Below are 22,430 nucleotides of genomic sequence, written 5' to 3'. Positions count from 1 at the left end.
CGGGGGGTGGCGTGGCAGCGGGTTGGGACCAGTCCTTGGCGGCGCGGGTCGTCGTGCGTGTCCTGGGCCGCGGCGGAGAGCCGGTCGGCGCCGGTTTCCTCGCCGGACCGGATCTCGTCGCTACGTGCGCGCATGTCGTCGCCGACGCCGTCGGGACCGACCCGTACGGGCCTGCCCCGACCACAGCGGTCCGCCTCGACCTGCCGCTCTTCGTCACCTCCGACGCCGACCGGCCGCCCGCCCTCGACGCCGATGTGCTGCGCTGGCAGCCGATCCGGGACGACGGGTCCGGCGACATCGCCATCCTGCGCGTGCGTGGCCCGCTCCCGGCCGGTGCCCGCATGCCGCCCGTCCGGCGGGTCGACCGGCTGTGGGGTCACGGGTTCCGGGTGCTCGGGTTCCCCGAGGGCCTCGCCGACGGCGTGTGGGCCACCGGACGCATCCGCGGGGAGCAGGGCACCCGGTGGTTCCAGCTGCAGGCCGCGCCGGGCGAGGAGCCGGTCGTCGAGGGGTTCAGCGGCTCTCCGGTCTGGGACGACGAGAGCGGCGCGGTGGTCGGCATGACCGTGGCCGCCGACGCCAGCGGCCGGACCACCACCGCCTACCTGCTGCCGATCGACCAGGTGCTGGGGCTGGACCCCGAGCTCCTGCCCTGCCCGTACCGCGGCCTGGAGCCCTTCGCCGAGGAGCACGCCGCCTTCTTCTTCGGCCGCGAGGGCGAGGTCGACACGCTCACCGCCGCGGTGACGCAGCACCCGCTCGTCGCCGTCGTCGGGCCGTCGGGAGCCGGGAAGTCGTCGTTGGTGCGGGCCGGGCTGCTCCCCCGGCTGCGCACCGGCGGCGCCCGGATCGCGGAGCTCGCCGGCCTGCCGGGCACGTCCGCGGCCGACGTGCTGGGCACCGCCGTCGAGACCGGGACGGGCCACGCCGAGCGCCTGGCCGACCCGGACGAGCGGCCCGCCGCGGTGCGGGACCTCGCGACGGCGCTGGCGCAGCAGCGCACCGTGCTCCTCCTCGACCAGTTCGAGGAGATCGCCGCGGCCGAGCCGGACCGCGCGCGGGAGCTGCTCACGCTCGTGGGCGAGGTGGTCTCGGCCCTCCCCCGCGACGACGACGGGTGGCCGGTGCGCGCTGTGATCACGTTGCGCTCCGCCACGATCGACGAGGTCGTTGTGCCCCGGTTCGCCACGCTCCTCGGCGCCGGCACCGTGCTGGTGCCGCCGATGGAGCGCCGGCAGCTCCGGGAGGCCGTCCTCGCACCGGCCGAGCGGGCGCCCGGGCTGACCTTCGAGCCCGGGCTCGTCGACCGCATCCTCGACGACGCCGCGGCCGAGCCCGGCGCGCTGCCGCTCGTCGAGTCGCTGCTCACCGAGCTGTGGGGACGGCGGACCGGCGGCATGCTCACCGTCGAGGCGTACGAGCGCTCCGGGGGCGTGGCCGGGGTGGTCGCCACGCATGCGGAGGAGGTCGTCGCCGGGCTCGGCGACGCGGCGATCGGCCCACTGCGCCGGTTGTTCACCTCGCTCGCCGCGCCCGACCGCGACGGCCGGTTCGCGCGCCGGCCGCAGCGCTTCGCCGACCTCGCCGCCGATCTGCACCCGCTCGTCGCACCGCTGGTGGCCGGGCGGCTGCTGGTCGTCGAGCGGGCCGGTGGTGAGGGCGACCGGATCCAGCTCGCCCACCAGGCGCTCATCGCCCACTGGCCGCGCCTGCGCGAATGGCTCACCCAGGACCGGGACTTCCTGTCCTGGCGCGACCAGCTGGAACAGCAGCGCGACCGGTGGGAGGCGGCGGGCCGGGACGACGGCGCCCTGCTGCGCGGGAGCGCGCTCGCCGTGGCCCAGGAATGGCTGCCCGCGCGCACCGGCGACGTCTCCCCCGCCGCCCGCGAGTACGTCGACCGCAGCCGTGCCCGCCAGCGGCGCGAGGTGCGGCGGTGGCGCGTCGTCACGGCGGTGCTGGCCGTGCTGGTGCTGGTCGCCGGGGGGTTCGGCGCGGTCGCGGTGTCGAGCCGCAACGAGGTGAGCGCCCAACTGCGGCTCGCCAACGCCGAGATCCTCGGCCAGTCGGTGCTCACGCGGATCGGCGCCGACCCCGCCACCGCCGCCGCACTGGCGCTCGCGGCGTGGCAGTCGGATGCTTCGAACCCGACCGTGCGGTCCGCCCTGGCCCGGCTGGCGATGGCGACGCAGTCGGTCGAGGCCGTGTACCCGGACCTGGCCGAGCAGTCCTTCGGCGTCTTCGGGGTCTCGACCGACGGCATGACGGTCGTCATCCGCGAGGACGACCGCCGCATGACCGTGTTCCACGGGATACCGGCGGGGTCGGTCGACCGGTGGGACGTACCGGATGTGCCGGCCGGATCCTCGACCGCACGACTCACCCCGGACGGGCACCTGCTGGTCGTCCCGGACCCGGCGGGCGGGTTCGCCCTCTGGGACCTCGTCGCCCGGACCGGTCCGACGCGCATCGACGACCCGGCCGTCGTCGGGCTCGATGCCGGATCCCTGAGGCTCTCCCCGGACGGTCGCCTGCTCACCGGGTTGACCCCGTGGCACGACGGCCGGTCCGACCTCGTCGTCTGGGACATAGCGCGCGGCGCGGTCGTGCCCAACCGGATCACCCCGATCCGGGATCCCACGCTCGGCGAGATCGTGCCGACCTCCGATCCGGACATCGTGCTGGAGGCGATCCAGGAGCCGGACGGCCGGATCCTCGCCCGCGCCCTGGGCGACGGGACGGTCCGCTTCGAACATCCGCAGCACAGCATGATCGCCGGCCCGTTCGTGCTCACGTGCACCCCCGACGATCCGCGCGCCGTGCTCGTGCGGGCCGCGGAGTCCGGCGCCGACCGGCAGCGCATCGGCCTGCTGGCCCCGTGCACCCGCGACTACCTGCACAACCACCTCTCCGCCGACGGGCAGCACCTCATCGAGCCCCGGACCGCGGACCGGGAGCGCGACGTCGACCTCTTCCGCATCACGAGCCTCGCCGAGGGGACCGCGTTCGAGCTCGCGGAACCCCCGGACACCCGGGCGGCGGCCACCGAGCTGAACACGATGACGCTGACGGCCGTGGTCCCCCGAGCGGACGGTGGGCGCACGGTCCTGCTGCCCAGGGCACGCTCCCTCGTCATCCTGCGCGCCGCACCGGCGCCGCGGCTCCCCGCGCCGCCGGAGACGCTGATCCTCAGCTCCGACGGGCGCTACGAGGTGGCGCTGGCGGGCGACCGGCTGACGGTGCTCGACGCGTCGACACAGGACGTACTCGCGGGGGGCACCCTTCCTGCGCTGCCGGACGGCTCGAACTTCATCCAGGTGTCCGACGCCATCGGCGTGCTCACCCGCGCACCGAGGAAGCGGGACTACGCGGAGTACGCGCTCCCCTCGCTCGCGCCGACGCTCGGCACCGACCTCGGGCCCTTCCCCGACCCGCCCATCCCGACGGAGCCGGTGGTGAAGACCACTCCGGAACGCGTCGTCCTGCTCGCCGACGGGCTCGTCTTCACCTGGGACCGCAGGACCGGGAACATCCTGGGAGATCCGATGTTCCTCGCCACGACCGTGCAGCGGACGCAACAGCTCCTCCAGAACCCGGTGATCGCCGCCCGGCCGGGGCCGGTTCCGCAGGTCGCGGTCGTCGCCGGGTCCGGGGGGATCGAGCTGTGGAACCCGGTGACCGGCGCGCAGGACGGCGCCCTGCCCATCCCGCCCGCTCGCATCCCGATCGACGCGGTCTACGACCGCACCGGAACGCGGATGATCGTCCTCGGCCAGGACCTGACCGTGCAGATCTGGGACGTCGACCGCCGCGAGCCGGTGAGCCGGCCGATCGCGGTCACGAGCCTCGGCCTCCCGCAGGGCCTCGATGCCGACGGCTACCTCGTGTTCCTGGAGCCGACCGCGGTGCCCGACGTCAACCAGCTGACGTTCTGGGACGTGTCGACCGGCCGGCAGAGCGGTTCCGTGCGCATCTCGACGGCCTACCCGGGCAGCGAACCGCTGACCGGCGACGGGACCCGGCTCCGGCTCAACGGGAAGGACGGGGCGCTCCCGGTCGCGTTCCCGCTGACGGCCGCGCAGTGGGTCCAGCACCTGTGCCGGTTCACCGACCGCCCCTTCACCGCCGAGGAGCGGAACCTGCTGCCGGCGGGAGTGGACGTCGAGCGCCCCTGCACGGGAGGGGCGAGCCCCCGCTGACGGTGCGGGATGATCAGGGATGATCGGCCCGTGGGTCTCGACCGCGCCGCCGTCAGGGAGCTGATCGACCGTCCCCGGGGCCCGGTGGACCGGCTGCGCGCCGAGGCCCTGCCCGGTGTGCTCGCCGGCATCGTGCTGGACCACCGGGAACAGTGGTGGCACCGGGCGGCGTGCGCCCGGGCACTCGACGGTCACGTCCCGGCGGAGCACGCCGCGGAGCTGCTGGCGGTCGCGGAGGACGGGCAGGTCGGCAGCGAGATCCGCAGACCGCTCCTCGACGCACTGGCCACCACCCCTGGTCCGCACCGCGCCGGCCTGCTGGCGTGGCTGCGCGCGCAGGAGGGCGTCAAGCAGCCGTACGGGATGGCCGAGGGGCTCCTGCGCGCCCGGGCCCGGCTGGGTGACCTCGACGCCGCCGAGCCGCTCGTCGCGCTCGCGGCGAGCCCGTGGACGCACCTGCGCGAGATCGGGATGGCGGCCATCGCGACGCTCGAGGCCACGCACGGGCGGGCCGCGCTCCTGGCGGCCCTCGGCGCCGACTCGCTGGACGCGCTCGCGTTCGCCGCACCCGACGAGGCGCACCGCCTCCTCGGCGTGCGGCTGCTGGACGACGACGCCGGTGACGTCACGCCCGCGCTCGCCGACCCCTCCGTCATCGTCGCCCGGGAGGCCTACGAGCGGCGGGCCGAGGACTTCGTCAGCGACGACGGGCCGCTCCTCGACCTGGTGGACCGGCGTGGGCCGGGCCACCTGTGGGCCCTCGCCGTGCTGGACGCCCTCGGGCACCCGATCCGGGAGACCTGGGAGGCGCTCGGGCCGCCCCTGATCGTGCTGCCCGGGGTGCCCGCCGACGTACGGCAGGCGATCGTGCGCCGCTACGCCCCCGGCGAGCGGCAGACCGACCCGCGCTGGCTGCTCGAGGCGGCCTGCCTGCCTCCGGTCAGCGGGCCCGACGAGCACGAGCTGCTGGGCCGGGCCGTCGATGCGCTCGCGACGGCCGGGCTGGCTCCGGGGACGCCCGAGCACGCGGGGAACCTCGGCGGGAGCGGGGGCGTGGGGACCTACCACTCGATCCCGACCCGGCCGGGCGTGGTGTCGGTGTGCGACCTCGGGCCGTTCTTCGCCGACCGGGGCGACCCGGACGTGCTCGCCGCGATGACGGGCGCGGGCTTCCGGCCCATCGCGGGGGAGCTCGCCGAGACGGTCGTGGAGGGGCTGTACGTCTACTGGTTCGGCGACCGCAAGGAGATGACCGTGCGCGAGCTGCTCTTCTACTGGCAGGACTGACTCACAGCTCCGGCAGCCGCTGCGGACGGCCGATCAGCTCGGCGAGCGGGTCACCCGCCTCCTCCACCCGGTCGAGGACGGTGCGGACCGTCCAGCGGTCGGGCCGCAGATCGGGGTCGTCGAGCTCGTCCCAGGTGATCGGGACCGAGACCGGGGCCCCGGGGGCGGGCCGCGCGCTGTACGGGGCGATCAGCGTCTTGTTGATCGCGTTCTGGGTGTAGTCGAGGCGGGCGAGGCCACGGCGGCGGTCCTTCTGCCACTCCCAACTGATCATGTCCGGCACGGTGCGGCCGATCGCCCGCGACACCTTCTCCACCCACCCCCGGGTGTCGGCGAACGTGTAGCCGGCGGCCACCGGTACCCAGATCTGCACGCCCCGCTTGCCGGTGACCTTCGGTGCCGCGGCGACGCCGAGGTGCTGCAGGGCCGTGCGGTAGAGGCGGGCGAGCACGAGCACCTCCGCGAACGAGGTGCGCTCCCCCGGGTCGACGTCGATCAGCGCCCAGGTCGGCTCGTGGACGTCGGGGAGGTGGGACGTCCACGGGTTGAGCTCGACGGCGCCCCAGTTCGCCATCCACACCAGCGCCGCGACGCTGTCGACCACCGCGTAGCAGACCGTCTCACCGGGGTCCGCCTCCTCGTTGCGCCACCGCGTGAGCCATTCAGGGGCGTAGTCGGGCACCTCCTTGTGCCAGAACCCGGGCCGGCCGGCGCCGTCGGGATAGCGGTGCAGGTTCACCGGGCGGTCGTGCAGGAACGGGAGCATGCGCGGGGCGATCTGGGCGTGGTAGCGGACGAAGTCCCGCTTGGTGACCGGCGGCTCGCCCTCGCGCGCGGGGAAGAGCACCTTGTCCAGGTTGGTGAGCGCCACCTCGAGGCCCTGGACCGTCCACCGGCCCTTGCGCCCGAGCGCCTCGAGCGCGGCGAGCTCGTCGGGCGTCGGGGGATCCCAGCTCGGTGCGGCGCGGCCGAGGGCCACGGCGGCCTCGCCCGCGGGCAGGTCACCGCGCCACAGCGCTTCCGGCTCGGCGGCCACCTCGTCGTTGGTGCGCCCGGTCTTGACCGACCGCGGGTGCTCCTCGGGGTCCCAGCCGGGCACGGCGTGCTCGTCGTTCTTGTGCAGCATCAGCCACTGCTCCTTGCCCGACCGGTCCCTGCCGGTGCGGACCAGCACGAACCGCCCCGCGAGCTTCTCGCCCCGCACGTCGAAGTGCAGCTCGCCGTCGGCGACGGCGGCCGCCGGGTCGTCGGTGCCGGACGGCTGCCAGGTGCCCCAGTCCCAGACGACGACGTCGCCGCCGCCGTACTCGCCACGCGGGATGATCCCCTCGAAGTCGAAGTACTCGATCGGGTGGTCCTCGACGTGGACGGCCAGCTGGCGTGCCTTCGGGTTCAGCGAGGGGCCCTTCGGCACCGCCCAGCTCACCAGCACGCCGTCGATCTCGAGCCGCACGTCGTAGTGCAGCCGCCGGGCCCGGTGCCGCTGCACGACGAACCGGCCGGTGCCCGGCGCGGCGCCCGCCCCCGCGGGCTCGGGTGTCACGGCGAAGTCCCGCATGGATCGGTACCTGGCGAGTCGATCCGCCTGATCGGTCATGCGTCCGGGATACCCCCGTTCGCGGCCCGGCAGATCGCGGATCCCAGGACACATCCGTACGGGGAGCGACGCGCACGCTACCCTGCGCTCCGGCCGGGCCGCTCCGGCCGGAACTGGAGCCGGTCCTCGGGGGGCACGATGGCGGATCCGGAAGGCACCGACCGGATCGAGACCGACCTCGAGGTCGTCGCAGGCGTCACCGACCGGGGCCACACCCATGAGCGCAACGAGGACGCGATGTCGCTCGGGCGGTGGCCGGACGGGACGGTGGCGGCCGTCGTCTGCGACGGGGTGTCCACGTCGCTCGCGCCCCAGCGGGCATCCCGGACCGCGGCCGACGCCGCGCTCGACGTCCTGCTGACCAGCAGAGCTCCCGCGGAGGAGCGCGTGGAGGCCGCCGCGACCGCCGCGGCATCGGCGGTCTCCTCGCTCGGCCGGGACGGCGACCCGCACGCGCCGTCCTGCACCCTCGTCTGCGCGCTGGTGCGCCCCGACGAGATCGCCGTCGCCTGGGTCGGGGACAGCCGGGCGTACTGGCTCGCCCCGCCGGACGCCGCCGAGCCCGCGCGCGCCGTCACCTCCGACCACTCGTGGGCGGCCCAGATGGTGGCCGCCGGCGTGATCGGCGAAGCGGACGCGATGCGCGACCCGCGGGCCCACGCGATCACCCGCTGGCTGGGTGCCGGCGGAACGACCGAGCCGGAGGTCGTGACGCTGCGCCCGACGGGTCGTGGCGCGCTGCTGCTGTGCACCGACGGGCTGTGGAACTACCTGCCCGGCGCCGCCGACCTGGCCGCCGTGGCGCTCCCGGAACTGGCCGACGGCGGCGCGATCGCGGCCGCCGAGGCGTTGACGACGCTCGCGCTCGACGCCGGCGGTCGCGACAACATCACCGTGGTCGTGATCCCGGTCGGATCCGACCGGCCCATCCGGGTGATCAGCGGTCACGAGAAGTGACGAACACGCGGGTCGACGGCGTTTCCTGCCGATTCGCAGTGACCGGAAAGAGGGCGTAACCAAACGCGCAGTATTCGACTCACCCGATGGTGGTAGGAGATTTGTTTCGCCCCACCGTGGCCCGCTAGCTTTTCTCGCAGTCAGCGCGGCTCCCCGTCATGACGCTGACCATGGATGGGTTGGCTCCGGTCGACTCCGGACACTCAACAGGAGATGAACTGTGTTGAAGAAGGCTGGAATTGTCGTGGCCACGGCCGCTGCCGGGCTGCTCGCGGTCAGCCCGCTCGCCTTCGCCGGCGACGACCACGGCAAGAAGAACATCGAGGACGTCAACAGCATCGACGGCTCGAACCACGGCCTGATCAACGTCGCCGGCAACAACCTCTCCGTTCCGGCGAACGTGTGCGACAACCAGGTGCCGGTGAACGTCCTGGGCGTCCAGGTGCCGCTCAACAGCACCGACGTCGTCGCCCGGGTGACCGGCGCGCTCGGCCTGCTGTCCAGCGACACGGACGCTGACTCGGACGGCGACACCAACCTCGACGACTCCTGCAACGCGGCCGCCAAGACCGGCGACAAGGCCGAGATCGACGACTGATCTGCGGGCAGTTCGCAAGAACGGCGCCGGGCCTTGCCCGGCGCCGTTCTTCGTGTTCGGTCGAAAGGGTGCGGCGAACGGCCGGCGCCGGGAAACGCCGTTCGGATCAGCCCGTCACCGCGGTTCCCGGCACGGCCTCGTTCCCGCCGTCGACCGGCGGGGCCGGCGGGCAGGACCACCCGTGGCTGCTGCGTGGCCTGCCGACCGCCGTCCCGGCCGGCCGCCACCCCCTCAGCTCGCGCTCCGCGCACTCCACCGTCGGGAACGTCGAGAACTCCGCGAGGGCGGCCGTGATGGCCTCGGGCAACAGCGGCTCCCGCGCGCTCGCGCCCGCCAGGTGCAGCCGGACCCCTGCGGCGCGCGCGCCGTCCCGCGCCCGGCGCAGTGCGCCGAAGTCGTCCGTGGCGAAGAAGCTCACCTCGCCGAGGTCGACGACCAGGTGCCCGGAGCTGCCGGTCCGGGCGACCTGCGTGGCCACCAGCCCCGCCAGCCGCCCGACGGTCATCCAGTCGAGCACCCCCGCCACCCGTACGACACGCAGACCGGGGGAGCACACCTCCACGGACAGCTGCGCCCCGTCGTAACGCACCACCGCACCTCCCGCCCCGCTCGGACCGCTCGGCTCAGCGGTACCCCATGGGGTGGGTGGCCACACGGTGGCTCAGCTCACCCGATCGGGGGCGGCGTGTTCGGCGACGAGCAGGTCGTGGGCATAGGTGATCTTGATGTTGCGTTCGTCCCCCGGCACCCAGCCGATCGGCACGTCGGGCGCGAAGCGCTCCATGCAGGAGGCGGTGTCGGTGCCCACGAAGCCGCACCGGGCCGCCTCCTCGTAGGCCGCGAGCAACGGCGCGGCCCGGAAGCCCTGCGGCGTCTGCACCGCGACGAGCCCCTCGGGCGATGGCCCGGCGAGCCCCGACCCGTCGGGCCCGGCGGCCGCGAGGTCGTCGCGCCACAGCCCCGGGACCGCGCCGCCGGTGGCCCGCGCAGCGGCCAGCACCGCCGCCGCGAGCTCCCGGCCGGCGAGCGGGCGCGCGGCGTCGTGGACGAGCACCGCGTCGATCGCACCGCCCTCGATCCGCCCGGCGAGATGCCGCAGGCCGGCCAGCTCGGACGCCTGCCGGGTGCTCCCGCCGACGACGACCTCGACCCCCGGGGCGTGCTCGGCCAGTATCCGGTCGGCGAGCGGCCGGTCCGCCGCGCGCACCACCAGCACGACGGCGCCGACCTCCGGCATGCCGGTGAACGTCGCGAGCGACCAGGCGAGCACCGGCCGCCCGCGCAGGGGCAGGTACACCTTGTTCCGCTCGGCGCCGAGACGCGTGCCGCTGCCGCCCGCCAGCACGACGGCGGCCGCAGCCGGGCCCGGCGATGGCGGTTCCACGGACCCCAGTCTGCCGGACCGGCGGCGCACCGCCCGCGCGGTCCGTATCGTCTTCACGAGTGACAGCGACGTCCGTGACCACTGCAGACACCGGCGAGGGACGGGGAGAAACGCTCGAATCCCCCACCTGACGAGGTGCGTCGCCGGGCCTGCGATCACTCGCAGTAGGCTCCGGCGGACTCGTCGTCCCGCCGTCCCGGATGACCGACCGCAGGAGGGGGTGCGCATGACGGACGACCGACGGCGCGTGCCCGGCAACTCCCGGGCGACGCCTCCGCCGCGGCAGTCGCCCCGCCAGCAGCCACCACCCCGCCAGCAGCCGCCCCGGCAACCCCAGCAGCCTCCCCGGCAGCAGCCCCCGCGCCAGCCGCCGCCCGCCGCCCGCAGGTCCGACCGCGGGAACCGGGCCGTGCCGCCCTCGCGCCACCAGCAGCCCCCGCGCCGCCCCGTGGCGCCATCCGACGCCACGCGCGCCATGCCGACGACGCACCGCCCGCCGCGGCCGCGCGAAGCCGAGCCCCCCACCAGTCCGGTTCCCCGCCCGGGGCCGGGCAACGGGCCCCCGGGCGGGCCGCCGCGCGGGGCACACCGCAGATCCGCCGCAGCAGCCCGCGCCGCCGTCACCACGGCGCTGCCCACCGCCCCGCCGGTGGCGCCCCTGCACGACGACCCCGAGCCCCCCACCGTCCGCAACGGGGCGCTCCCCCCTCCGCGCACCTCCGTCGCGCGCCCGGCCCGCCGCCGGCGCCCGGACCCGCCGGTCCCCGAGGTGGCGGACGAGGCCGCGGAGGGCGAGCCGCAGCCGCAGCGCTCCTTCGGCAAGGCGCTCGCCGCCGCCGCGGCGTCCACCGTGGCCCCCGGCTCGGGCCACCTGATGCTGCACCGCACCCGCACCGGAGCCGTGATCCTCGGCACGTTCCTCCTGGTGATCGCCGTGCTGGTGATCCTGGTGCTCACGTCGGACACCGCACAGCTGCTCAAGACGGCCCTGTCGTCGAACGTGCTCGTCATGGCCACCGTCGGCTGCATCGCGGCGGCGCTCGCCTGGGTGGCGGTGATCGTCCGGGCCTACCTGCTCGCCCGGCCGCCGGGGCTCGGCGCCGCCCGGCAGACCATCGGCGTGGCCACGGTCGTCGCACTGTGCCTCGTGGTGGCCGCGCCGCTCGGGTTCGGCGCCAACCTGGCCAACTCGCAGCGGTCGCTGCTGAACGACCTCTTCTCCGGCGGTGGGGGCACCTCGGCGGCCGAGGCGATCGCGAAGCCGAAGCTGAACATCCTGCTCGTCGGCAGCGACGCCGGGCCGGACCGCAAAGGCGCGCGGACCGACACGATGATGGTGGCCAACATCGACACGAAGTCCGGCCGCACCGTCCTGTTCGCCCTCCCCCGCAACATCCAGCGCGCCCAGTTCCCGCCGGACTCCCCGATGGGAGAGGACTTCCCGGACGGCTTCCACAACCCGGACGACCCGCTGTCGGGCGACTACCTGCTCAACGCCGTCTACGCGTGGGGGCTCACGCACCCGAACGTCGTCCCGGCGGGCCCGACCCGGGACCCGGGCCTGAACCTGCTCCACGAGACCGTCTCCTACATGCTGGGCGTGCAGCTCGACTACTACGTCGAGGTCAACATGGCCGGGTTCGCGTCGATCATCGACGCGCTCGGCGGCCTCACCGTCGACGTCGGCCCCGAGCGCATCCCGATCGGGGGGATCACGCCCAGCGGGCGCCACGTGCGCCCCGACGGCTACATCGAGCCGGGCGTGCAGCAGCTGTCCGGCGAGCAGGCGCTGGCGTTCGCCCGGTCGCGCACGAACTCGTCCGACTACGAACGCATGGGCCGCCAGCGCTGCCTGCTGCAGACGATCCTCCGCCAGAAGAGCCCCACCGACATGCTCACCAACTTCCAGAGCGTCGCCGCGGCCACCACCAACAGCGTGTCCACCAACATCCCGCAGGCCGTCCTGCCCGCACTCGCGGCCCTCGCCGGCAACGGGATCTCGCTGGAGAGCGTGTCGTTCGACCCGAGCCTCCCCGACCCGTCCACGAGGGACGGCCACTTCAGCACCGGCGACCCGAACTTCTCCTACATGCGCCAGGTGGTGCAGGACGCGATCAACCGTCCCCCGGCCCCGCCCGCTCCCCCCACCAGCGCGGCCGCCCCCACCACCCGCGCCGACGACGCCGGGAAGGCCACCACCAAGAAGGTGAAGGAGGACGACGCGGTCGCCCCCACGTCACTGGCGGACTCCTGCTGACGGCGGTGCGCCCCCGTCAGCCGCCGACCCCGCGCGGCCGCCACCGGTACTCCGCCTGCGGCCGGCCGGCGGGCCCGTAGCGGGCGGTCCGCTCGGCGAGGCCGGTCTCCACGAGGTACTCCAGGTAGCGCCGGGCCGTCACCCGGGAGGCCCCGATCGCGGTGGCCACCTCGGCGGCGGTGGCGCCACCGGTGCTCTCGAGCGCCGCCCGGACGGCGTCGAGCGACTCCCGGCTCACCCCCTTGGGGAGCCCACCGGCCTCCGCGGGCGCGCGCAGCCGCCCGAACAGCTCGTCGACGTCGTCCTGCGCCACGACGGGGCCCGCGCCGAGCCGCTCCCGGTACTCGAGGTAGCCCTCCAGCTTGCGGCGCACCGCGCTGAACGTGAACGGCTTGACCAGGTACTGGGTGGCACCGAACGCGACGGCGGCCTGCACCACCGCGACGTCCCGCGCCCGCGTCACCATGATCACGTCCGTGGTGTGGCCCGCGGCCCGCATCCGGCGCAGCACCTCGAGCCCGTTGGTGTCGGGCAGGTGGACGTCGAGCAGGACGAGGTCGACGGCGGTGGTCGCCAGCGCGCGCAGCGCCTCGGCTCCGGACGCGGCGCTCGCGGCGACCGTGAAGCCCCGCACGCGCTCGACGTAGGCGGCGTGGGCGGCGGCGGCCACGGGGTCGTCCTCGACGACGAGCGTGCGGATCACGCCCGCACCAGCGGTAGCCGCACCGTGAACTCCGCCTTCCCCGCGAGGCGCACGGCACCGCCGTGGCGCTGGGCAGCGCGCCGCACCAGGGCGAGCCCCAGCCCGCGCCCCATGCCGTCGGCGGGCTTGGTGCTGTAACCCCGCTCGAAGGCCCGCTCGGCGTCCTCCGGCGCGATCCCGGGGCCGCTGTCGCTGACCCGCAGCTCGACCGCGTCGTCGTCGACACCTGCGCCGAACCGCACCCACCGCGGCTCCGGACCCTCCTGCGCGGCGTCGATCGCGTTGTCGAGCAGGTTGCCGACGATGGTGACGAGGTCCCGCGGATCGGCGAGCCCCGCCGGCATGCGGGCACCGTCCTCCAGGCGCAGCTCGACGCCGCGCTCGCCCGCCGCGGCCGCCTTCCCGACGACGAGCGCGGCCACCTCGGGCACCGCGATCCCGGCGACGACGGCGTCGGTGAGCTGCTGGGCGGTCTCGAGCTCGGCGGTCGCGAACTCGAGCGCCTCGTCGGCGCGCCCGAGCTCGATCAGCGAGACGACGGTGTGCAGCTGGTTCGCGGCCTCGTGCGCCTGGGCGTGCAGCGAGTCGGCGAACCCGCGCACGGTCTGCAGCTCGCTGACCAGCTGCCGCAGCTCCGTGTGGTCCCGCAGGGTGACGACGGTGCCGAGGTGGCGCCCCGCCCAGCGGGCGTCCCCCTGGCTCACCACCACGATCCGGTCCGACGTCAGGTGGATCTCGTCGTCGAACGCCCGTCCCTCCGCGAGCGCCACGCCCAGCGGCGCCGGCAGCCCGATCTCGTCCACCCGGCGACCGCCCACGTCGTCCGGGAGCGCCAGCAGCCTGCGCGCCTCGTCGTTCACCAGCTGCACCCGGCCCTCCCGGTCGAGCAGCAGCAGCCCTTCCCGCACGGCGTGCAGCACGGCGTCGTAGTACTCGTACATCCGGGCCAGCTCGGCCGGGCCGAGGTCGTGGGTGGAGCGCCGCAGCCACCGGCTCACCAGCCACGAGCCCGCGGCGGCCAGCAGCAGCGCCGCCGCGACGGCGGCGAGCACGAGCGGCACCTGCCGCTGCAGGTCCCGGGCCACGGCCGTGATCGTCCGGCCGACGGAGACGAGGGCCACGACGCGAGCACCGTCGAACACCGGCACGACCGCGCGCACCGAGGGGCCGAGCGTGCCCGTGTAGGTCTCGGTGAAATCGTTCTCCCCGGCGGCCGCGGGCTCGATCATCCCGATGAACCTGCGGCCGATCTCGCTGGGCGTGGGGTGGGAGTAGCGGATCCCGTCCGGCGTCATGACGACGACGAAGTCGGTGGCGGTGTCCAGCCGCACCCGCTCGGCGAGCGGCTGCAGCACCGCGGTGGGGTCGGGGTCGTCGAGCGCGGCGAGCACCTCGGGCGATGCGGCCAGGGTGTGGGCGATGCCGAGCATCTCCTCGGCGGTGGCCTCGCGCCCGGCTTCCCGCAGCTGGAACCAGCTGGCCGTCGCCAGCGCGACCAGCACGACGCCGGCGATCGCGGCCTGCAGCGCGAACAGCTGCCGGGCGAGGCTCCACCCGCCTGCGCGCCGCATCCCAGCTCCGCTCGTCGTTCGAAATGAACAGAAGCGCGACGATATCCAGGTCCCGCCGGATGATTCGCCGCGATGGTCGCCGGTCTACCGGTACCTGCGCAATCGCCACCACCGTCGTCGGCTCCGGAGGAACCCGTGACAGCCACCAGCGCACCACCACGCAGGCGGGATCACACCCACTACCTGTACGCCGCGGTGATCGTCGCCGTCCTCCTGGGGGTCGTGGTCGGGCTCGTCGCCCCCACCGTCGGGGAGGCGCTCAAGCCGCTGGGCACCGCGTTCGTCAACCTGATCAAGATGATGATCTCGCCGATCATCTTCTGCACGATCGTGCTCGGCATCGGGTCGATCCGGCAGGCGGCGAAGGTGGGCCGCGTCGGCGGGCTCGCGATCGGCTACTTCCTCGTGATGTCCACGATCGCGCTGGTCATCGGGCTGGTCGTGGGCAACATCGTGCAGCCGGGCACCGGGATGAACCTCGGTGGCATCGAGGCGTACAACGCCCCCGAGGGCGAGTCGACCTCCGCGTTCCTGATGGGCATCATCCCGACCACGCTGTTCTCCCCGCTCGTCGGGGACAGCGTGCTCTCCACCCTGTTCGTCGCCCTGCTCGTCGGATTCGCGGTGCAGGCGCTGGGCCGGTCGGGCGAGCCGATCCTGCGCGGCATCAAGCACGTGGAGCGGCTCGTCTTCCGGGTGCTCGCGATGATCATGTGGGTGGCGCCGATCGGCGCGTTCGGCGCCATGGCGGCCGTGGTCGGCGAGACCGGCTGGTCGGCGATCGTGGCGCTGTTCCAGGTGATGCTCGGCTTCTACGTCACCTGCGCGCTCTTCGTCTTCGTGGTGCTCGGGCTGCTGCTGAGGTTCACCGTCGGCATCAACATCTACTCGCTGCTGCGCTACCTCGGCCGTGAGTTCCTGCTGATCGTGTCGACCTCGTCGTCGGAGTCGGCGCTGCCGCGCCTCATCGCCAAGATGGAGCACGCCGGCATCTCGCGCCCGGTCGTCGGCATCACGGTCCCCACCGGCTACTCGTTCAACCTGGACGGCACCGCCATCTACCTGACGATGGCGTCGCTCTTCATCGCGGACGCGATGGGCAAGCCGCTGGCGATCAGCGAGCAGATCGGGCTGCTGCTGTTCATGATCATCGCGTCGAAGGGCGCCGCGGGCGTCACCGGCGCCGGGCTCGCCACGCTGGCGGGCGGTCTGGCCTCGCACCGGCCCGACCTCGTCGACGGCGTCGGCATCGTCGTCGGCATCGACCGGTTCATGTCCGAGGCCCGAGCCCTCACCAACTTCGCCGGCAACGCCGTCGCGACCGTGCTGATCGGCCACTGGGTGGGCGAGTTCGACCGCGAGAAGGCGGGCCGAGTGCTGAGCGGCGAGGACCCCTTCGACGAGGCCACGATGCTCGACGACGCGCACGACGAGCAGGCCGCGCCCGAGCAGGAGAAGGCCGCCACCAGCGCCTGATCCCACGACGGGCGGCGCCCTGCCCACCGGCGGGGTGCCGCCCGTTCGCGCGCGACGGGCGCCTATCCGGGCCTGCGGGTCCCGTTGCGCCCGCGCCGCCCTTCGGCGAACTCGACGGTGAAGCCGTCCGGGTCCCGCAACTGCATCTGCCGCTCGAACCCGCGGTCGCGGGGCGCGGCGTGGATCGGCACGCCGCGCGCGACGAGATCGGCGTGGAGGCCGTCGAGGTCGTCCGTACCGAGCTCGACCTGGACGAACGTCCGGAGCTTCGGGTGCCCGGTGGCCTCGCGGGCGACCGCCTCCCCGAGATCGAGCAACCCGAGGGTGCCCGTTCCGAGGCGCATCAGCGCGAACCGACCGGTGCGGATCTCGGTCTCGAAACCCAGCGACAGGTAGAACCGGACCGACCGATCGAGGTCGCTGACCGGGATGCTCGAACCCTCGAACCAGATGTCCACCACGTCCTCCTCGACGCCTCGGCAGGGAACAGCCTGAGCGCGCCATCGAGGCCACCGCGGTGGCACACGCGGCGTTCCGACGCAGCACCACGTGCGCCGGTGACACTACCCGAACACCGGCGGGAGCGCGGGCCGCGCCGCATTGGTCTACTGGGCCCATGACTCGAGAGATCGCCGCCGAGCAGGCCACCCCCGCCGTCGCCCACCACGGCGAGGGCCCCGTCTGGAACGCGAGCCTCGGGGTGCTCGCGGCGGTGGACATGCTCCGGGGCGACCTGCTCACCATCGAGCTGCCGCACGAGGGCACCGCCGAGGTGCGCCGCAGGCACGTGGGCGACGTGCTCGCCGCGCTGCGCCCGCGGGCCCGAGGCGGCTGGGTGGTGGCCCTCGAGCGCGGGTTCGGGCTGCTCGACGAGCCGGGATCGGCCGCCGGGCCGCGGTCGCTCGGCGAGCTGTGGTCCGACGAGGGCGTCCGGATGAACGACGGCGGCTGCGACCCCTCCGGCGCGTTCTGGTGCGGCTCGATGGCCTACGACTCGACGCCGGGGCGGGGGTCGCTGTACCGGCTGGCCCCGGACGGTTCGGTCGCCACGATGCTCGCCGGCGTCACCGTCTCCAACGGCCTCTGCTGGACACCCGACGGCACCCGCGCGTACTACGTCGACTCGCACACCGGCCGCATCGACCTGCTGACCGTCGACCTCGCCGCGCCCGCGGTGACGTCCCGGGAGCGGTTCGTCGACGTCGAGGGCGGCACGCCCGACGGCCTCACCGTCGACGCCGAGGGCGGGGTCTGGGTGGCGTTGTGGGGCGGTTCCGCCGTGCACCGCTACACCCCTGACGGCGTGCTCGACACCGTCGTCCGGCTGCCGACGACCCACCCCACGGCCTGCACGTTCGCCGGCCCGGCGCTGGACGAGCTGTGGATCACCTCGTCGGAGCAGGGCGCGGGCGTGTCCGACGGCCGAGCCGGGGCGTTCTACCGCAGCCGTCCCGGGGTACGCGGGCTCCAACCGCTCACCTACGGGGGATGAACCACCCCCGACCGGGTGGGACCGTTCGGCGCCGGACCGGGGGGTGCGCGCGTGGCGCTGCGGGGTTCTGTCACCCTTGACGGCCAAGATGACCTGCGCACATCCCATCCGGGGTGGACGCACGGAGAGGAGAGAAGTCGACATGGCACTGCCCACGCTCACTCCGGAGCAGCGCGCCGAGGCCCTGAAGCAGGCCGCGGCCGCCCGCACCGCCCGCAAGGAGCTCCGCGACGCGATCGCCCGCGGCGAGCAGACGATCCCCGCGGTCCTCGACCGCGCCAAGACCGACCAGGTGGTCGGCAAGACCAAGGTCGCCGACCTGCTCAAGAGCCTGCCCGGCTACGGCCCCGCCAAGGTCTCGCAGCTGCTGGAGCAGACCGGGATCGACGCCTCGCGCCGCGCCGCCGGGCTCGGCGAGCGCCAGCGCCAGGCGCTCATCGACGCGCTCAAGTGACACCCACCGCCCGGCGCCCGGCCTAGACACGATCTGGTGCCCGGGCCCCGGGCGGGGTGGCGCCCGCCACCCGGGCACCCCCAACGATCGACACGGGCACCGGCGACCGGCAGGCTGCACGCCGTGGAACGCTTCGTCGACGCCGCGCCCGGTATCCGCCTGTGGGCCGAGGACATCGGGCCCACCGGGCCCCACCCGGGTGAGCCGTTGCTGCTCGTGATGGGCGCCAACTCGTCCGGCCTCGTGTGGCCCGACGTCCTCGTCACCCGGCTCGCCGAACACCACCGCGTCATCCGCTACGACCACCGCGACACCGGGCGCTCCACCGCGGCCTTCGAGGACGACCCCTACGGCATCACGGACCTGGCCGAGGACGCGATCGCGGTGCTCGACGCCTTCGACGTGCCGCGCGCCCACGTCGTCGGGATGTCCATGGGCGGGTACCTCGTGCAGCTGATGCTGCTCGACCACCCCGAGCGCATCGACACCGCCACCCTCTTCTGCACGGGGCCGCTCCCGTTCGCCGAGCCGTCCCCCGCCCCGGCCCTGCCCGGCCCGGACCAGGCCCTGCTGCGCCTCTGGGCGGAGATGGACGACCCGCGGGACCCCGAGGGCGAGATCGCGTGGCGGCTGGAGCACTGGCGGATGCTCAACGGCTCCGGCACCCTGTTCGACCCCGCGGAGTTCCGCGCGCTGGAGGAGCGGGTGATCGCCCACGCCGGCCAGCACGACCCGGTGGTGGCGCACGCGCGGATGGACACCGCGGGCATGGAACGCGGCGCCGAGCTGGCCACCGTCGGCGTGCCGACGCTCGTGATCGAGGCGCCGGAGGACCCCGCCTTCCCCCCGCCGAACTCCGGCGTCCTCGCGCGCTCGCTCGGGCACGGCCGGATGGTCCGGATCCCGGGCATGGGCCACGCGATCAACGGCACCGTGATCTCCCCGCTGGCCGCCGCGATCCTCACGCAGACCACCCGGGCGGCTGCCGCACCCGCCTGACAACGCGGTCGCACACCAACTTCGGCGCTCACACACGAACTGCAGTTGGTGTGCGAGCGCCGACGTTCATGTGCGACGACCGCTCGCGCCGCCGCAGCCCAGTCGCTCGGGTGGTGTGAACGATCGCCGGCCGGGGCACACTCGGCGGGCACATCCAGACGACGGAGGGACAGCATGGGCATCGAGAACCCGGACGCCGACGTGGTCGAGCAGCTGCAGAGCACCGATGACGGCGACGAGCCGGTGGAGGACCGGGGGGACGTGCCCTCGGAGGCCGATCCGGCCGACGTCGCCGAGCAGCGGGCCGCGGTCCCGGACGACGACGGCTACGACCGCTGACGGTCTGCGGCCGATCGGGTGACGCCGACCTGGATGATGTCGACGCTGCGTGATGACGATCCGCCGCTCCACACCCGCCGACTCACCCGATCGAGTGATCCTTGCCGCGGCACGTTCGGGGCGATCCGGCCCGGAGCGACGCTCCGCGGGCCCCCGCGCGAATCACTGCAGGTAGGGCACCTGAGTGATCCACTTCGTGACGGCCCCCCGGTTCCCGGTGCCGTGCGCTCGGCCCTAAAGTCTGCCCCCTCGGCCGGTGCGCCGATGCCGCCGCATGGAGCAGTCGGCAATAGCCGACTGGCCTAAATGCAGCCCTCCTCCGGGCGTATGGCATCGTTCGCGCGGCGTGCTGCGGGAGGAGAACGGGTGAAGGTCGTCGCCGTCATCAACCACAAGGGAGGGGTGGGCAAGACCACCCTCACGGCCAACCTCGGCGCCGGGTTCGCGGCCCGAGGTCAGAAGGTCCTGCTCATCGACCTGGATGGGCAGGCCAGTCTCACGATCTCGTTCTTCACCCAGAGCGAGTGGGCAGCCGAGCTGCTGCCGGAGAAAACGATCAAGCAGTGGTTCGATCGGATCGGGAGCGACAACGCCGAGAGCCCGGCGAAGCTCGTCTCGACGCCGCCCCGCGTCCAGGACAAGCTGGCGCGCGGCAGTGGTCGGCTCGACCTGATCGCGGCCCACCGCGACCTGACGGACGTGGAGACCAACCTCGCCGCCGACCTGCTCGCGCATCCGGGCCGCTTCGGCGAGCTGCACGGGAGCCTGCGCGAGATGCTCGCCCACGAGGATTTCGCCGAATACGACACGGTTCTCATCGACTGCGCCCCGAACTTCGGGCTCATCGCCAAGAACGCCGTCGCCGCCAGCGACCTGCTCCTGATCCCGACGAAGCCGGACTACCTGTCCACCAACGGGATCGACTCGCTCGGGCTGAAGATCCGCTCGTTCGTCGAGGAGTACAACGAGCACTCCTCCGCGCCTGTCGAGCGGCCCGCGGCGTCGGTCGTGTTCACGATGGTCCAGAACCAGAACGGCAGCCCGATCGAGGCGCAGCGCAGCGTGATCAGCCGGATCGAGGCCCGCGAGGTGCCCACCTTCGCCACCACGATCCGCGACAGCAAGGCCGTGTACGGCCCGGCACCCGAGCACGGCGTCCCGGTGATCCTCGGCGGGACGGGGCGGGCAGCCACCCGCGAGCTGCGCGACATGGTGTCCGAGCTGTCCGGCCGGCTGGAGAGGATCGCGGCGTGAACGTACCCGGGCGGATCGACATCGAGTCGCTCCCCAGCTCCCCGCTCCCCTCCCCGCCGCTCGCGATCGCGCTGCAGAAGGCCGTCGCGCTGCTCGAGTCCCTCAGCCGCGAGCAGCTCGAGGACATCGCCTCCGGCGAAGGCAAGCTCGTCTACCAGGCGTCGCAGGCGCGCTCGGTGCGCCGTCGCGAGGTGGCACCCCGGCCGTCGGGCGTCGACATCGACGCCGCGGTGGCCGACATCAACCGCTTCACCAAGCCCGGCGAGGTGGCCGACTACCTGCAGAGCCGCGTCGAGTTCACCGTGCCGGTGCTGAAGGAGATCGCCCGAGCCCTCGGCCCGACGGTGAACAGCACGGGCCGCACGAAGTCGCAGCTCCGCCGCGACATCGTGGAGGGCACGGCGGGCTTCCGGGTCCGCTCCGCAGCGATGTCCGAGGGTGCCTGGTCCAGGCCCTGAGCTGAACACCGCGTGAGTGGATACGAGTGCTCGGGCACTCGTATCCACTCACGACCGCGTCAGCGTCAGCCTGGGTAGGTAGCGGCCCGTCCGCGCCGCGTAGGCGACGTACTCCTCGCCGTGCAGCTGCGCCAGCACCGGTTCCCGCACCGCACGCACCTGGATCCGCACGGAGACGACCAGCAGCACGGCCGCCAGCACCCCGACCAACGTCGGCACCATCACCAGCGTGCCGGCGGTGGCCAGCACGATGCCGGTGAGGCCCGGGTTGCGCATCCGTGAGCGGAGTCCGCTGCTGGCGAGCACCGGGTCAGCTGGCCCCGCGCGCCGCAGCTCGAACTGCGAGGCGAGCACCAGAGCCACCCCGAGCAGGGCGAGGCCGGCGCCGATCACGACCACGCCGGGGTCGTCGAACACCGCGATCGGGTCGATGACGTCGGCGGCGACGAGCAGCGGCGCCACGAGACCGAGCCCGGTGGCGACGACGTGGAGGAGGCGCGCCCACCACGCGGGCGAGCCGGGCACCCGGGCCGCACGTCCCATCTCCCGGCGGGCGGGCGAGGCGTGCAGCAGGCGCCGCCCGCCGATGGCACCCAGCACCGCCACGAGCACGCCGATCGCGAGGGCGAGCCAGCCGGCGGCGTGGTGGTCCAGCACGTCCGCGAGCACCGCCCACGCGGGGCGGCCGGTGATCGCTCCCGCGGCCTCCACCGCGAGCGACCCGCCGAACAGGAAGAACAGCGCGGCGGCGCCGATCTGAACGGCGCGCTCGGGCAGCAGCCGCCCCAGCCTCCGCCCGACGACGATCGCCAGCGCGTCGGCGGCCACCATCCCGAGCGTGGACCCGAGCCACACCCCGAACCAGCCGTACTGGGTGGCGAGGGTGATCGTGGCGAGCATCGTCTTGTCACCGAGCTCGGCGAGGAAGAACGCGACCGCCGAGGTCAGGACGGCGGAGCCGGTGGCCCGCTCGGCCTTGGCCCGCTCGGCCGGGGTGAGCCGGTCGCCGCGCAGGGTCCACGCGCCGAACCCGACGAAGGCGACGGCGGCCACGAGCGCGATCCAGCCGGTGGGGAGCGCCGAGCCGAGGCTGTGCCCGACCGCCACCGAGAGCAGGTGCACCGCGGTGGTGGCGACGGTGATGCCGACGAGCACCGGCAGCGCCCGGTAGCGGGTGGCGAACGCGAGGGCCATCAGCTGGGACTTGTCGCCGAGCTCCGCGGCGAACACCACGCCGAAGCTCACGGCGAAGGCAAGCAGGAATCCGTCCATGTCGCGACCGACGCTACGAGCCCCCGGCGCAGCGGCTGGACTGCAAAATCCGGTTAGGGTGAGCTAACGACCGAGGTCGTGGGCGCTAACCGGTCGGCGCCGGTCGAGGTTCGCGTCCGATGGACCGCTGGTG

General features: G+C 74.0%; 19 protein-coding genes. 12 read left to right on the top strand and 7 right to left on the bottom strand.

What is annotated here, in order from left to right:
• Nucleotides 1-11 precede the first annotated feature (11 nt).
• Nucleotides 12-4,199, top strand: coding sequence for a serine protease (locus ABEA81_RS10925; RefSeq protein WP_345604834.1), 4,188 nt, complete (start codon nt 12-14; stop codon nt 4,197-4,199).
• A 30-nt stretch (nt 4,200-4,229) separates the two neighbouring features.
• Nucleotides 4,230-5,486: a hypothetical protein gene (locus ABEA81_RS10920; protein ID WP_345604833.1), complete on the top strand. Its 1,257-nt coding sequence runs from the start codon at nt 4,230-4,232 to the stop codon at nt 5,484-5,486.
• Between the two features lies 1 nt (nt 5,487).
• Here the strand turns inward: ABEA81_RS10920 and ABEA81_RS10915 are convergent, their stop codons facing one another.
• Complete coding sequence (locus ABEA81_RS10915; RefSeq protein WP_345604832.1) at nt 5,488-7,083, bottom strand: non-homologous end-joining DNA ligase LigD; 1,596 nt, start codon at nt 7,081-7,083, stop codon at nt 5,488-5,490.
• Between the two features lie 138 nt (nt 7,084-7,221).
• Between ABEA81_RS10915 and ABEA81_RS10910 the strand changes: the two genes are divergently transcribed.
• Both ABEA81_RS10910 and ABEA81_RS10905 read left to right on the top strand, forming a co-directional pair.
• Nucleotides 7,222-8,040 carry a PP2C family protein-serine/threonine phosphatase gene (locus ABEA81_RS10910; RefSeq protein WP_345604831.1) on the top strand — a complete coding sequence of 273 codons (819 nt, stop codon included), beginning with the start codon at nt 7,222-7,224 and terminating at the stop codon, nt 8,038-8,040.
• 220 nt (nt 8,041-8,260) lie between these two features.
• Nucleotides 8,261-8,638: a hypothetical protein gene (locus ABEA81_RS10905; RefSeq protein ID WP_345604830.1), complete on the top strand. Its 378-nt coding sequence runs from the start codon at nt 8,261-8,263 to the stop codon at nt 8,636-8,638.
• Nucleotides 8,639-8,744: 106 nt separating this feature from the next.
• Here ABEA81_RS10905 and ABEA81_RS10900 read toward each other — a convergent pair whose 3' ends face one another.
• Together ABEA81_RS10900 and ABEA81_RS10895 are read right to left on the bottom strand one after the other, a co-directional pair.
• Complete coding sequence (locus ABEA81_RS10900) at nt 8,745-9,227, bottom strand: STAS domain-containing protein (protein WP_345604828.1); 483 nt, start codon at nt 9,225-9,227, stop codon at nt 8,745-8,747.
• Between the two features lie 72 nt (nt 9,228-9,299).
• Complete coding sequence (locus ABEA81_RS10895) at nt 9,300-10,022, bottom strand: IspD/TarI family cytidylyltransferase (RefSeq protein ID WP_345604827.1); 723 nt, start codon at nt 10,020-10,022, stop codon at nt 9,300-9,302.
• 226 nt (nt 10,023-10,248) lie between these two features.
• Here ABEA81_RS10895 and ABEA81_RS10890 point away from each other — a divergent pair, with 226 nt between their 5' ends.
• Entirely contained in the window at nt 10,249-12,279 is a 2,031-nt protein-coding gene (locus ABEA81_RS10890) for an LCP family protein (protein ID WP_345604826.1), read from the top strand.
• A 16-nt stretch (nt 12,280-12,295) separates the two neighbouring features.
• Here ABEA81_RS10890 and ABEA81_RS10885 read toward each other — a convergent pair whose 3' ends face one another.
• Nucleotides 12,296-12,982 (bottom strand): response regulator, encoded by a 687-nt coding sequence (locus ABEA81_RS10885; RefSeq protein ID WP_345604824.1) that lies wholly within the window; start codon nt 12,980-12,982, stop codon nt 12,296-12,298.
• Nucleotides 12,979-14,553: a sensor histidine kinase gene (locus ABEA81_RS10880; RefSeq protein ID WP_345604822.1), complete on the bottom strand. Its 1,575-nt coding sequence runs from the start codon at nt 14,551-14,553 to the stop codon at nt 12,979-12,981. Before ABEA81_RS10880 ends, ABEA81_RS10885 begins: the two co-directional genes overlap by 4 nt.
• A gap of 135 nt (nt 14,554-14,688) precedes the next feature.
• Between ABEA81_RS10880 and ABEA81_RS10875 the strand changes: the two genes are divergently transcribed.
• A complete protein-coding gene (locus ABEA81_RS10875; RefSeq protein WP_345604821.1) occupies nt 14,689-16,029 on the top strand; it encodes a cation:dicarboxylate symporter family transporter in 1,341 nt (446 codons plus the stop codon).
• A gap of 62 nt (nt 16,030-16,091) precedes the next feature.
• Here the strand turns inward: ABEA81_RS10875 and ABEA81_RS10870 are convergent, their stop codons facing one another.
• Nucleotides 16,092-16,487 (bottom strand): VOC family protein, encoded by a 396-nt coding sequence (locus tag ABEA81_RS10870; protein ID WP_345604820.1) that lies wholly within the window; start codon nt 16,485-16,487, stop codon nt 16,092-16,094.
• A 158-nt stretch (nt 16,488-16,645) separates the two neighbouring features.
• Between ABEA81_RS10870 and ABEA81_RS10865 the strand changes: the two genes are divergently transcribed.
• From ABEA81_RS10865 to ABEA81_RS10840, 6 genes are all read left to right on the top strand, one after another.
• Nucleotides 16,646-17,521, top strand: a complete 876-nt coding sequence (locus ABEA81_RS10865) for an SMP-30/gluconolactonase/LRE family protein (protein WP_345604819.1) — start codon at nt 16,646-16,648, stop codon at nt 17,519-17,521.
• Between the two features lie 142 nt (nt 17,522-17,663).
• Nucleotides 17,664-17,975: an integration host factor, actinobacterial type gene (mihF, locus tag ABEA81_RS10860; RefSeq protein WP_345604818.1), complete on the top strand. Its 312-nt coding sequence runs from the start codon at nt 17,664-17,666 to the stop codon at nt 17,973-17,975.
• A 123-nt stretch (nt 17,976-18,098) separates the two neighbouring features.
• The gene (locus ABEA81_RS10855) at nt 18,099-18,974 is read left to right on the top strand and encodes an alpha/beta fold hydrolase (protein WP_345604817.1); all 876 of its coding nucleotides are present in this window, start codon (nt 18,099-18,101) and stop codon (nt 18,972-18,974) included.
• Nucleotides 18,975-19,148: 174 nt separating this feature from the next.
• Complete coding sequence (locus tag ABEA81_RS10850; RefSeq protein ID WP_345604816.1) at nt 19,149-19,313, top strand: hypothetical protein; 165 nt, start codon at nt 19,149-19,151, stop codon at nt 19,311-19,313.
• Between the two features lie 366 nt (nt 19,314-19,679).
• A complete protein-coding gene (locus tag ABEA81_RS10845) occupies nt 19,680-20,567 on the top strand; it encodes a ParA family protein (RefSeq protein ID WP_345604815.1) in 888 nt (295 codons plus the stop codon).
• Nucleotides 20,564-21,025 carry a hypothetical protein gene (locus ABEA81_RS10840; protein ID WP_345604814.1) on the top strand — a complete coding sequence of 154 codons (462 nt, stop codon included), beginning with the start codon at nt 20,564-20,566 and terminating at the stop codon, nt 21,023-21,025. The genes ABEA81_RS10845 and ABEA81_RS10840 overlap by 4 nt, the downstream gene beginning before the upstream one ends.
• A gap of 48 nt (nt 21,026-21,073) precedes the next feature.
• Here the strand turns inward: ABEA81_RS10840 and ABEA81_RS10835 are convergent, their stop codons facing one another.
• Nucleotides 21,074-22,297, bottom strand: a complete 1,224-nt coding sequence (locus ABEA81_RS10835; protein ID WP_345604813.1) for a TMEM165/GDT1 family protein — start codon at nt 22,295-22,297, stop codon at nt 21,074-21,076.
• Nucleotides 22,298-22,430 lie beyond the last annotated feature (133 nt).

This window comes from Pseudonocardia adelaidensis (assembly GCF_039543345.1).
Taxonomy (GTDB): Bacteria; Actinomycetota; Actinomycetes; order Mycobacteriales; family Pseudonocardiaceae; genus Pseudonocardia; species Pseudonocardia adelaidensis.
The sequence above is the reverse complement of the archived record's forward strand: the minus strand, read 5'-3'. Positions and strand labels throughout refer to the sequence as shown.